At 56.3% G+C, this 12414-nt stretch carries 12 protein-coding genes; 8 read left to right on the top strand and 4 right to left on the bottom strand.

Features of this window, described 5'->3' with window-relative positions:
* The first annotated feature begins 1 nt into the window (after position 1).
* From AC6I6N_RS06215 to AC6I6N_RS06195, 5 genes are all read left to right on the top strand, one after another.
* Positions 2-232 carry a YbdD/YjiX family protein gene (locus tag AC6I6N_RS06215; protein WP_009456207.1) on the top strand — a complete coding sequence of 77 codons (231 nt, stop codon included), beginning with the start codon at positions 2-4 and terminating at the stop codon, positions 230-232.
* Between the two features lie 485 nt (positions 233-717).
* Positions 718-1812, top strand: coding sequence for a 3-deoxy-7-phosphoheptulonate synthase AroG (gene aroG / locus AC6I6N_RS06210; protein WP_269467009.1), 1095 nt, complete (start codon positions 718-720; stop codon positions 1810-1812).
* 26 nt (positions 1813-1838) lie between these two features.
* The gene (locus tag AC6I6N_RS06205; RefSeq protein ID WP_497943320.1) at positions 1839-3260 is read left to right on the top strand and encodes an FAD-binding oxidoreductase; all 1422 of its coding nucleotides are present in this window, start codon (positions 1839-1841) and stop codon (positions 3258-3260) included.
* 210 nt (positions 3261-3470) lie between these two features.
* Positions 3471-4586 (top strand): tRNA 2-thiouridine(34) synthase MnmA, encoded by a 1116-nt coding sequence (gene mnmA, locus AC6I6N_RS06200; protein ID WP_125276578.1) that lies wholly within the window; start codon positions 3471-3473, stop codon positions 4584-4586.
* A gap of 9 nt (positions 4587-4595) precedes the next feature.
* Complete coding sequence (locus AC6I6N_RS06195) at positions 4596-5408, top strand: sulfite exporter TauE/SafE family protein (protein ID WP_230017759.1); 813 nt, start codon at positions 4596-4598, stop codon at positions 5406-5408.
* Here AC6I6N_RS06195 and AC6I6N_RS06190 read toward each other — a convergent pair.
* Positions 5395-6489, bottom strand: coding sequence for an alpha/beta hydrolase (locus AC6I6N_RS06190; RefSeq protein WP_094197218.1), 1095 nt, complete (start codon positions 6487-6489; stop codon positions 5395-5397). The two genes, AC6I6N_RS06195 and AC6I6N_RS06190, sit on opposite strands and share 14 nt — an antisense overlap.
* A gap of 83 nt (positions 6490-6572) precedes the next feature.
* On the opposite strand from AC6I6N_RS06190, the gene AC6I6N_RS06185 reads away from it, so the two are divergent.
* Positions 6573-7418, top strand: a complete 846-nt coding sequence (locus tag AC6I6N_RS06185) for a helix-turn-helix domain-containing protein (protein WP_497943319.1) — start codon at positions 6573-6575, stop codon at positions 7416-7418.
* A gap of 59 nt (positions 7419-7477) precedes the next feature.
* On the opposite strand, the gene AC6I6N_RS06180 is transcribed toward AC6I6N_RS06185, so the two are convergent.
* Positions 7478-8089, bottom strand: a complete 612-nt coding sequence (locus AC6I6N_RS06180) for a glutathione S-transferase family protein (protein WP_094197216.1) — start codon at positions 8087-8089, stop codon at positions 7478-7480.
* Positions 8090-8324: 235 nt separating this feature from the next.
* Here AC6I6N_RS06180 and purB point away from each other — a divergent pair, with 235 nt between their 5' ends.
* Positions 8325-9701: an adenylosuccinate lyase gene (purB, locus tag AC6I6N_RS06175; protein ID WP_497943318.1), complete on the top strand. Its 1377-nt coding sequence runs from the start codon at positions 8325-8327 to the stop codon at positions 9699-9701.
* Positions 9702-9799: 98 nt separating this feature from the next.
* Entirely contained in the window at positions 9800-10252 is a 453-nt protein-coding gene (locus AC6I6N_RS06170; protein WP_094197214.1) for a c-type cytochrome, read from the top strand.
* 119 nt (positions 10253-10371) lie between these two features.
* Here AC6I6N_RS06170 and AC6I6N_RS06165 read toward each other — a convergent pair whose 3' ends face one another.
* Positions 10372-11613, bottom strand: coding sequence for an ammonium transporter (locus AC6I6N_RS06165; RefSeq protein ID WP_094197213.1), 1242 nt, complete (start codon positions 11611-11613; stop codon positions 10372-10374).
* 14 nt (positions 11614-11627) lie between these two features.
* Complete coding sequence (gene glnK, locus AC6I6N_RS06160) at positions 11628-11966, bottom strand: P-II family nitrogen regulator (RefSeq protein WP_009456229.1); 339 nt, start codon at positions 11964-11966, stop codon at positions 11628-11630.
* Between the last annotated feature and the right edge of the window lie 448 nt (positions 11967-12414).

The following is a 12414-nucleotide window of genomic DNA, read 5'->3' as shown; positions in this document are numbered from 1 at the left end:
TATGAAAGGCTTATTGACCGGAGCGATCTCGCGCAGTGCCCAGGCAGGGCGGGGTACCGGGCGCTATCTGGCCACAACCTTGCGCCTGATGGTGGGCGTGCCTGATTACGAAACCTATCTGAATCATATGCGGGTGAATCACCCCGATCAGAAACCGATGGAGTACGCCGAATTTTTCCGCGAGCGACAGCAAGCGCGTTATGGCGGAAAAGGACGGATAGCGTGTTGCTAAATTAGGCAGCTAAGGGCCAGAACCTTGTGTTTTGGCCCTTTCGCATCTGAGCAGGACAGATAGCGATCAGTTTTGTATACAGATGTAAAAATAAGACAAACAAGCCATCTAAAAGATTTATCGTGATTTTTTGCGATAACACGAAACAAAAGGGCCAATAAAAAATGCTAAACGAAATGATAATTTCGTTTGATGGTGTTTTTTAGCGGCTTGTTGGTATAAATATTTTGTTATTCTGCGTTTTTGTGGGTGAATCTTGCCGGTTTTGTTGGCGGCACGTCCGGAACTGTGTTAGGATTTTTCCCATGACTTTCGCAACCCCCGTTTTCTTCTTTTATTTTTATGCTTTTCCGATGCCGCTGGTGGAGGAAAGGACGGGTTGCACCAAACACAAGTAAGACCCAAATCCTGAAATAAGCCGCCAGCATTGTCCGGGCGGCTTTTTTTTCGTTTGCCCCCGGACCTGGCAAACCAACTGGAGTTCAATCGTGTCGCACAATACTGATGATTTACGGATTCGTGAAATTAAGGAGCTGTCTCCCCCATCCCATGTGATGCGCGAGTTCCCGTGTACCTCTGCTGTCTCGACCACGGTTCACAAGGCACGTCGCAGCATTCACAAGATTCTTCACGAACGCGATGATCGTCTGGTGGTCGTGGTGGGCCCTTGTTCCATTCACGATACTGAAGCTGCAATGGACTACGCCCGCCGTTTGACGGTGGAGCGCAAGCGTTTTGCGCCCGAGCTGGAAATTGTGATGCGTGTGTACTTCGAAAAGCCACGTACCACAGTAGGCTGGAAAGGGCTGATCAACGACCCGTTCATGGATGGCAGTTTCAACATCAATCAGGGTTTGCGGACGGCGCGTGAATTGCTGCTGGCCGTCAACCAGCTGGATTTGCCTGCAGGCTGCGAGTTCCTGGACATGATTACGCCTCAGTACATTGCCGATCTGGTGTCCTGGGGCGCCATTGGTGCTCGTACGACGGAAAGCCAGGTTCACCGCGAGCTGTCCTCCGGATTGTCCTGCCCCGTGGGCTTCAAAAATGGCACGGATGGCAATATTCGTATTGCTCTGGACGCGATCAAGGCCGCTTCGCAGCCGCACCATTTCCTGTCGGTCACCAAGGGTGGTCACTCCGCCATTGTGTCCACCGTGGGCAATAACGATTGCCACGTGATTCTGCGCGGTGGCAAGACGCCGAACTACGATGCTGAAAACGTCGAGGCAACCAGCCAGGCCATGATCAAGGCCGGTATGGTGCCACGTGTCATGGTTGATGCCAGCCACGCCAACAGCAATAAAGACTACCGCCGTCAGCCCGAAGTGCTGGCCGATGTGGCTGGTCAGATTTCTGGCGGCGATATGCGTATTTGCGGCGTGATGATCGAAAGCCATCTGGTAGGCGGTCGTCAGGACGTGGTGGAAGGCAAGCCCTTGACCTACGGCCAAAGCATCACCGACGGTTGCATTGATTGGGATGACACCGTGGTGGTTCTGGAAAAACTGGCCCAAGCGGTGCGTCAGCGTCGCCAGGCGCGAGTCGCTCTTGAAGAGGGGGCACTTAGCCACTCATAATAGGGTTTTGCCTTTTTGGAATGCTCATGAATGCTCCCGGTCATGCCGATCTAGCGCGGCGCCCTTTACCTGAAGGTTTTGTAGAAGCCTTGCAGGCTCAGTTCCAAGAGCGGTGCTCGCTTTCTCACGCTGTGCGTGAACACCATGGACGGGATGAATCGCCGTATCCACCCATGCTGCCTGATGTGGTTGTTTTTGCTCGCAGCACAGAAGAAGTCGCCTGGGTGGCGCGGCATTGCCATGAGCACCATGTGCCCCTGATTCCTTACGGGGCTGGTTCCTCGCTGGAAGGGCATTTTCTGGCGATTCAAGGTGGCGTCAGTCTGGACTTGTCCGGCATGGACGAGATCGTGGCGATCAATGCCGAGGACTTCACCGCGACAGTGCAGGCTGGCGTGACACGCATGGCCCTGAATGAGCATATCCGTGACACAGGTTTGTTCTTCCCCATCGATCCCGGTGCGGATGCCAGCCTGGGTGGGATGGCTGCAACCCGCGCTTCAGGTACCAATGCCGTACGCTACGGCACCATGCGTGAAAACGTCCTGACTCTGAAGGTCGTGACGGCAGACGGCCGCATTATCGATACGGCTAATCGCGCCAAGAAATCCTCGGCCGGTTACGACCTGACTCGCTTGTTCATTGGTAGCGAAGGCACGCTGGGCATCATTACCGAAGTGACGGTCCGTCTGTACCCGCAGCCCGAAGCCATTTCCGCCGCCATCTGTAATTTCCCCGATCTGCGCTCTGCCGTGCAAAGCGTGATCGAGGTCATTCAAATGGGTATCCCAATTGCGCGTGTCGAGTTCATGGATGCCGCAGCAGTGCGAGCCACCAATGCCTACAGCAAGCTGACGCTGAAAGAGTCGCCCCTGCTGCTGTTTGAATTTCACGGCAGCCCCAGCGGTGTGCAGGAGCAGGCTCAGGTGGTTCAGGAAATTACCCGCGAGAACGGCGGGATGGACTTTGAATGGGCCGATAAGGCCGAGGACCGTTCGCGTTTGTGGACGGCTCGACACAATGCCTACTTTGCCGGTTTGCAACTGCGCCCTGGCTGCCGCTCCAGCACCACAGACGTTTGTGTGCCTATCTCCGCGTTGGCAGAGTGTGTGGCGGAAACCGCGGCCGATATGGATCAGGCTCCGTTCCCGTACACCATCGTGGGCCACGTGGGCGATGGCAACTTCCACGTCCTGATGCTGCTCGATGCCGACAGCCAGGAAGAGTGGGACGAGTCCGAGCGCCTGAACCATCGTCTGGTGGAGCGTGCCATTGCCATGCAAGGCACCTGCACGGGTGAGCACGGCGTAGGTCTGCACAAGATGGAGTTCATGCTGGCCGAGCACGGTCAGGATGCCCTGGATGTGATGAGCAGCATCAAGCATGCGCTGGATCCTCATAACATCATGAACCCTGGCAAGATGTTGCCTGCGCGTCCTCTGGGCTGATCGCGCTTGAGTCACACTTGAGTCGGCCTGAAAGCCCGGACCTTGTGTCTGGGCTTTCGTGTCTTGGGCAGTACCGTTTCCAGAAACCCCAGGCACTGGCAGCGTCGGCCTGTACATGCGTCAGGGCAGGCGTACAATGCCTTTTTTAGTTAGTCAGGTGTGCGCCGGACCATCGGTCTGCCTGCTGCGACACCTCTCATCATCACTGCAATGACTACTTCCACCAAAAAAGGTCGCGTCGTTATCGGAATGTCCGGCGGCGTGGACTCCTCTGTCTCGGCCTGGTTGCTTAAAGAGCAAGGCTATGAAGTCGTGGGCCTGTTCATGAAGAACTGGGAAGACGACGACGATTCCGAATTCTGCTCCTCGCGCCAGGATTGGCTGGATGCGGCCAGCGTGGCCGATCTGGTCGGGGTCGAGATTGAGGCGGTCAACTTCGCAGCAGAATATAAAGACCGCGTGTTTGCGGAGTTCTTGCGGGAATACTCGGCGGGCCGTACTCCGAATCCCGATGTTCTGTGTAATGCGGAAATTAAATTCAAGGCCTTTCTGGACCACGCCATGACCTTGGGCGCTGATTGGATTGCGACCGGCCATTACGCTCGTGTGCGTGGTGTGCCCATGACCGGGGGCGGTACAGACTACCAGTTGCTCAAAGGTCTGGATGCCTCCAAGGATCAAAGCTATTTTTTGCACCGCCTGAATCAGGCCCAGTTGTCGCGCACCTTGTTTCCTTTGGGTGAGATCAACAAGCAGGAAGTGCGCCGTATTGCCGAAGAACTGAAGCTGCCCAATGCGGCTAAAAAAGACTCAACCGGCATTTGCTTTATTGGCGAGCGTCCTTTCCGCGAATTTTTGAATCGCTATCTGCCTACTCAACCCGGTCCGATCAAGACACCGGAAGGGCAGGTGCTGGGTCAGCACGTGGGCCTGGCTTTCCACACCTATGGTCAGCGCAAGGGTTTGGGCATTGGTGGCGTCAAGGGCAAGCAGCGCGAAGACGGTACCGCCGACGCCTGGTATGCCGCCCGTAAAGACTTGGCTACAAACACTTTGTATGTTGTGCAAGGGCACGATCATCCCTGGCTGTTGCAGTCCGAATTGAAGGCTGAGCAGACTAGCTGGGTAGCAGGCCATCCGCCGGCGTTGGGCCCGATTCATGCCAAGACCCGCTATCGCCAGGCTGATGCCGCCTGCACGGTGCTGGCAGCTGAAGGTGACAGCCTGTCTCTGCATTTTGATCAGCCTCAGTGGGCTGTAACCCCCGGTCAGTCCGTGGTCTTGTACGACGGTGACCGCTGCCTGGGCGGCGGCATTATTCAATAAGAGGCGGGCATGGATCCCATTCTTGTCATCAGTTTGCTGGTGCTGGGTGCCGGTATAGGGTTGGCCGCGGGTCTGTTGGGGATTGGCGGGGGCATGATTCTGGTGCCATTCCTGACCTTCCTGCTGCCGCTGTTTGGTGTGCCGCAAGAGCTGGCCGTGCATGCGTCCATTGCCACGGCCATGGCCACGATTCTGTTCACTTCCTTGTCCAGCGTACGGGCGCATCATAAACATGGCGCCATCCGTTGGGACGTGGTCAAGGTGATGGTGCCCGGTTTGATCGTGGGCGGGCTGCTGTCGGGCGGCGCGATTTTTGCCATGATCAACAGCACGGCGCTGGCGATTGTGTTTGGTGTGTTCGTCTTGTATTCGGCCTCTAAAATGGCGCGCAAGTCGGCCCCGGTGCAAGGCCGCTCCTTGCCTGCCCCATTTTGGATCGCTGCCATGGGTGCCTTGATCGGTTTCGTCTCCGGTCTGTTGGGTGCGGGCGGGGCCTTCTTGTCCGTGCCCTTCATGTTGCGCGGTAATGTGCCCGTGCGGCAGGCCGTCGCTACTTCGGCTGCCTTGGGCTTTTTCATCGCCCTGGCCAATAGCGTGGGCTATATCTGGTCCGGACAGGCCACCTTCGGCAGCCATCCTGGCATGATTGGCTTTATCTACTGGCCTGCCTTGTTGATTGTTTCGGCCACCAGTATTTGTACCGCGCCCTTGGGCGCCAGCCTGGCCCACAAAATTGACCAGGTGACGCTTAAGCGTATTTTTGCCAGCATGCTGACTGTGCTGGCGATCTATATGATTACGCAGGCCATTACACAGCTTTGATGTCTTTACGCTGGGCTTTGCCAAAGGCAGAGTCCAGTCCATTCAATTCGGTTTCTTCTGCCGGCTCAAACACGCCCCCTTTAGTCCATTGAATCGCTGTCCGTAGCGCGGCAATCGCCTGCTCGCTTTGCGGCAGTGTGCGGCCATAGGCATGGAACTCGTGCGTCATGTCCGGCCAGACATCCAGCCGAATGCCGGCTCCTTGCTTATGCGCCTCTTGGGCAAAATCGCGAATCATGTCCACCAGAATCTCCTTGCCGCCTGCCTGAATGTAGATGGGGGCTAGATGGCGAAGATCCTGGGCAATGGGAGAGAGTTGATCGTCACTCCAGAGGCCGTTGCCCTTCAGCCATTGACCGTATTGCAGTGTTTGATAGCCCTGCACCATATCGTAGCGATCATAGCCAAACTGGCTGGCGCCGCGTCGTCCTATATCCGTCCAGGGGCTTAGTGCCAAGGCCAGAGAAGGTTGGGGCAGTCCGGCCTGGCGCAGGCTGACTAGGGTCATCAGCACCAGGTGTCCGCCTGCCGAGTCGCCTGCCAGGACAATATCCTGCGCGGGGATGCCACGTTTGAGCAGATAGCGGTAGGCCTCTAGCGCATCTTCCTGTTGGGCTGGGTGAGGATGTTCCGGGGTCAGGCGATAGTCCACGGCGAAGATGGGTATTTGCAGCTTGTGGGCCAGCAGACGAGTGAAGTGGCGCGACACGATTGGGTAGAACGCATAGCCGCCGCCATGAAAGTACAAGATGGTTTTGCTGCTGTTCGGGCGATCTGGAATGAACCAGTCTCCCCGTGGTTCTGGGGACGTGCTGGCCTGCATCTGGACGGGCAAGTCTGGTTCGGCAATCGTGTACAGGCTGTCGAAATAGGCGCGGCCTTCAGCTAGGGTTGGCAAGCGGAAGGCGTGGTTGAACTGCTTGCGATAGAACAGGGTGGCGATTTCAAAAGGCACAGACCAGCCGGACACCAGCGGCTTGGCGATGATACGTCGGGCCAGTACGTCTATGGTGGTGGCCCAGAGGGTGAGGGCGCTTCGGCAACGATGAGACCAGGATCCTTGCAAAATAGTTTTAGGCATAAGAGGGCGGGGCTGAAGTAGGATAAAGGGACTTTCAGTGTGGCCCGTCTTGCCTGGGCCGGATAGAACGGAAACGACTTGCCATGTCTGCTTTGCCTTGTGCCCGTTTGCATCGCCCCAGCCGAAAAACCGCGGCCAGCATCCATCTGGGGGTGGAGCGTGATACCCGTGGTTTGGCTCTGCCGTCGGAGCAGCGTTTGAATTTTTATCCAGCCTCGCCCCTGGTGGTTTTGTCGTGGGTTTTTCATGGCCAACTGCACATGGTTCAGACGCCAGCGAATGGGGGGGCTCCGGTACTGTCAGAGGCCCTTCCCAGCATGTTGTTTGCCGGGCCGTCGCGTACACCGTCCATTAGCTGGTCTCCGGGATCTGTCCATGCGATTTCGATTGGACTTTACCCCGATGCCTTCAAGCGTGTGTTTGGTATAGAGGCCAGCGACTTGATGGATCTGGTACTGCCTATGGAGCAGGTTTTGCCTGCTTCTAGTTGTCAGGCCCTTGGACAGGTAGGCACTGAAAATGGCCCTTTATTTCAGCAGCTGGAGGCAGCAATTCATCGCTGTGCGCATGGTAGTCTGCCGGCAGAAGGTGTGGCCACCTTGCATCATTGGCTGACGGCTTTGGGGATGAGGATGGCCGCAACACGCACGGGAACGGGCTTGCGTCAGATGCAACGGCAATTCAAGCGTTGGGCTGGGCAGAGTCAGCGTGAGCTACAGCTTTATGTGCGTGCAGAGCGTGCTTTTGCCCTGGTGCAGCAGCAGGAAAATCCGGTCTGGTCCGATGTGGCGCTGCAGGCCGGGTATAGCGACCAGTCTCATTTTGGCAGAGAGGTCAAACGAATTTCCGGCTTTTCGCCGGCCCAGTTTGCCCAGCGCATGAAGACCGATGAGGCCTTCTGGATGTATCGTTTGCTGGGTAAGTCCTGAGGTGGCAGACATAAAAAAACCCATTCAAAAGAATGGGCCCTTGCTTGCTGGCGCAACGCTCACTGCGTAGGCGGTAAGGTGCTGGCAAACGAGGGACGCGCTTGGAGTTTTTCATCCAGGCGTTGCAGATTGCCGTACTGCGAGCGCCAGTCCAGCTCAGGAAAGCGCAGGTCCAGATAACCCAGTGCGCAGCCTACGGCAATGTCGGCCAGGCTAAAGCTGGTGCCCATGCAAAAGGACTGGTCACCCAGGGTGTTGTTCATCGATTGCAGGGCAGCGGTGATTTTGCTGTTTTGGCGGTCAATCCAGGCGGGCAGACGTAGCTCTTGGGGGCGGCGATTTTCCACCACGATGGCAACGCAGGCGTCAAGCAAGCCATCGGCAATGGCTTCCCAGCATTTGACTGCAGCGCGATCACGTCCGGCTTGGGGGATCAGGCGGCCGACGGGCGAGAGGGTATCCAGATATTCGACGATCACGCGGGAGTCAAACAAGCTTGCCTGATCATCCATAATCAGACAGGGAACTTTGCCCAGTGGATTGTGTTTCAGAATATCGCTGTCATCGGCCCACACATCCTCCAGAATCAGCTCGTAATCGAGCTTTTTTTCCGCCATGACAACACGCACTTTGCGCGCGTATGGGCTGGTGAGGGAAGCTATAAGTTTCATAAAAAGCTATCAAAAGTTGCAGGCTCAAAAAGTATAGCAGGAACCTATGGGCGAACGCCCCGCAGGCCGGGCCTGACCCTGTCGCTGGAAACAATGTTGGAAAACTGTGGTTTATTCGTCAAAGCCTGGGACTGCCGTCGCTTTCTACCCCCATGCTGAACGCGTGGCATACGGGTGTCGGCCTGCAATGTTAGAATGCGGGCTGACTTTATTCCCCCTTCTTTTCTGTAGAACGATGCACATAGCCGATACCCTGAGCACTCTGAATGCCTTGTCGCCATTGGACGGGCGTTATGGCAGCCGTACCGCCCCCTTGCGTGGCCTGTTGTCCGAAGCCGCATTCATGTGGCATCGCGTGGAGGTCGAAGTGGCCTGGCTGATCGGCCTGTCCGACGCGGGTCTGCCTGAACTGCCTACTTTCTCTGCCGAAGCCCGCGAGGTACTCAAGAGCCTGGTGCAGAACTTCTCGGAAGACGATGCTGCCCGCATCAAAGCCATTGAACGCACCACTAACCACGACGTGAAAGCCGTGGAATACTGGTTGAAAGAAAAAGTGGCCGACCACGCCGAACTGTCCGCCGCGGCCGAGTTCATTCACTTCTCCTGCACCTCCGAGGACATCAACAACACCTCGCACGCCCTGATGTTGACGCGTGCCCGTGAGCAGGTGATCCTGCCCCAGCTGCAAGAAGTGTGCGATGCCATCAAGGCTCAGGCCCGTCTGCATGCCGATCAGCCTTTGCTCTCGCGCACCCACGGCCAGCCTGCCAGCCCCAGCACCATGGGCAAAGAGTTCGCCAACGTGGCCGCGCGTTTGCAAAACGCCATTGCTGCCATTGCCGCTGTTCAGCCTCTGGCTAAATTGAATGGCGCGACTGGTAACTACAACGCGCACTTCTCGGCATACCCCGAAATTGACTGGCCTGCGTTCAGCAAGAAAGTGCTGGGTGGTTTGGGTCTGACGCAAAACGTCTACACCATTCAGATCGAGCCGCACGATTGGATGGCTGCCCTGTTTGACGCGATTGCCCGTGCCAACACCATCCTGCTGGACTTCAACCGTGACGTTTGGGGCTACATTTCCCTGGGCTACTTCAAGCAGCGCTTGAAAGAAGGTGAGATCGGTTCGTCCACCATGCCGCACAAAGTCAACCCGATTGACTTTGAAAACTCGGAAGGCAATCTGGGCCTGGCCAACGCCATGCTGCGTCACCTGTCCGAGAAGCTGCCTATCTCCCGTTGGCAGCGTGACCTGACGGATTCGACCGTGCTGCGTAATCTGGGCGTGGCTCTGGGCTACAGCGTGGTAGCCTACGACGCTTGCCTGCGTGGTATCGGCAAGCTGGAGCTGAACGCCGCCGCCGTGGATGCGGACATCGACGCCTGCTGGGAAATCCTGGCCGAGCCGGTCCAAACGGTGATGCGCCGTTACGGTTTGCCTCAGCCTTACGAGCAGCTCAAAGCGCTGACACGTGGCCGTGGTATTACCGAGGAAGCGTTGCGCGAGTTTATTGGCGGTCTGGAACTGCCCGCAGACGCTAAAACCTATTTGCTTGAGCTAACTCCACGCAGCTATCTGGGCGTCGCGGTACAGTTGGCTCAGGCAATCTAAATCCAAACGGCTGTGTTCTTGCACAAGGGCACCGCCGATCGGGTTTCTTGAGCCAGTGCTTTATGAAGTGTTTTATGTTTCATCACACAGGAGTTCCCATGAAAAAACTTGCGTTTTTGACTGCCGCTGGCGCTTTGTGCGCCGCGTTTGTCACGCCAGCTACAGCCCAATTCGCCAAGCCTGAGCAAGCGGTGGACTACCGTCAAGCCAGCATGGCCTTGATCGGTTCGCATTTTGGTCGTATGGCTCCCGTCGCTAAAAAGGAAGCTCCTTATGACGCGGCTGCGATCGCCAAGAACGTGGAAGTGCTGACTGTTTTGGCTGCTTTGCCTTGGAGCGCGTTTGGTGCCGGTACTGAAGGCGGCGAGACCAAAGCAGAAGCCTGGAGCGATGCTCAGGGTTTCAAGCAAGCTACCGATGATTTCACCGCTGCGATCGACAAGCTGAAAGTGGCTTCCGATTCAGGCGATTTTGATGCCTTCCGTGTGGCTTTTGGTAATGTGGGCAAGTCCTGTAAGACTTGTCACGACGCTTACCGCAAAGAAAAATAAGCAGCCGTTTTGCTTATAAAAAAAGCCCTCGAGAGAGGGCTTTTTCTTTTAGGTTTGTACCTGTGTTTGAAGGGGGCTGTTTGCCTGTGGGCAAGATAGTCAAGAATCATGATGGGATCTCAGTGTTGATAGCCCGTTTCACCGTGGGTGCGGATATCCAGACCTTCGCGTTCATGGTCAGCATCGACACGTAAACCACCGCAGACGACTTTGGCAATCTTGAAGGCAATCCAGGCGGCCACACCGGACCAGACCAGAGTCAGCAAGACGCCTTCGAGCTGAATCCACAACTGCATCCAGATACTGTTGCCAGCAGCGGTGCCGGGACCACCTAGAACAGGTGCGTTGAACAGACCCGTGAGCAACGCGCCCACAATTCCGCCCAAACCGTGAATGCCAAACACGTCCAATGTATCGTCGGCACGCAGCCAGCGCTTCAGAACATTAACGCCCCACAAGCAAGCCAGGGAAGTAATCAAGCCAATGGCCAGTGCACCGGAGGGAGCCACAAAACCGGCTGCTGGGGTAATGCCGACCAAACCTGCAATGGCACCCGAGCAAGCACCCAGCAAGGAAGGATGACCTTTGCTGATCCATTCGCCCAACGTCCAGGCCACAACGCCAATGGCAGCGGCCAACATGGTGTTGAAGAAGGCGAGCGTGGCATTTTCATTGGCAGACAAAGCCGAGCCAGCGTTGAAACCGAACCAGCCTACCCACAGCAGAGCCGCACCAATAAAGGTCAAGGGCAGGTTATGGGGTGGCATGGCTTCACGACGGTAGTTCAAGCGTGGGCCAATCATCCAGGCTCCGACCAGACCCGCAATACCAGCATTGATGTGTACGACCGTTCCTCCCGCAAAGTCCAACGCGCCACGGGTGTTGAGCAAACCGCCGTTCTGTCCATCGGCAAACCAGACCATATGGCAGATAGGCAGATAGGCCAGGGTGAACCAGATCACAGTAAAGACCAAAATGGCGGACAGACGGGTACGTTCTGCCAGACTGCCGACAACCAGGGCGCATGTCAGACCGGCAAACGTGGCCTGGAAAGACGCAAACAGCAGTTCAGGCAGGGTGCCCGACATGGAGAACTGTTGGTCAGCGGCAGTAAACATGCCATTGAACAAGACCTTGTCGAAACCACCAATCAAGGGATTGCCAGCGGTAAAAGCCAGCGAGTAGCCATAGATAAACCACAGCACCACCCCCAAACTGAACACCAGCAAGGTTTGGGACAACATGGACAAGGCATTTTTTTGACGCACCATCCCTGAGTAAAACAGGGCCAGGCCCGGCGCGGCCATCATTAGTACCAGAAGCGTGGAGACCAGCATCCACGAGAGATCAGCGTTGTTCATGATGGAGTCTCCGATTACAGGGCTTGTTCATCGCATTCGCCGGTGCGGATGCGGATGACGTGGTCCAGCGGCTGGACAAAGATCTTGCCGTCACCAATACGACCGGTGCGGGCGCTGCTTTGAATGGCTTCCAGAACGCTTTGCAACTGCTCGTCGGGAATAGCCAGTTCAATGCGGATCTTGGGCAGGAAGTCGACTGCATATTCTGCACCGCGGTACAGCTCAGTGTGGCCTTTCTGGCGACCAAATCCTTTGACCTCGGTCAGTGTCATCCCCTGTATGCCCAGATCGGAAAGGGCCTCGCGTATCTCGTCAACCTTGAAGGGTTTGACGATGGCGGTAATTAATTTCATAGGTGTTCCTGAAGTAAACACAGGCAAGCTGGCCTTGCGGATGCAATGGAACACCGAGGGGGGTAGGAGACGGTTGAGAGGGGGCCGACCGGGATGGGTAATCCTGGTGGATGGCTTGAGTGCAACCGGCAGCGCCGGTTTGAGCGACTCTCCGGCTGTCAGCAGGATGTGCGACAGCGCGAACGCAAGTGGTAGGCAAGCGGACCTGTGTTGTAGGTTGAAGAGCAACACAATTCCGGCAAGGCGAGTAAGCTAGCTAGGCACGTGACCCCGGTCTTGCCTAGTCGGTGGGCAGCGAGATAACAGCAGCGCTCTGTGACGCCTGTCTCCGCTCATCTCACCACCGCAGGAACAACGACTATGGAAAAATAATATATGTTGCAACGCAACAAGTGCGCATTGTGTGCATTTTTTTTTAAAATAGTCTTAACTTTGCAACATTTTCCTG

The sequence above is a fragment of the Alcaligenes sp. LTN-3 genome, assembly GCF_059735605.1.
This window is presented reverse-complemented; position numbering and strand designations above follow the sequence as displayed.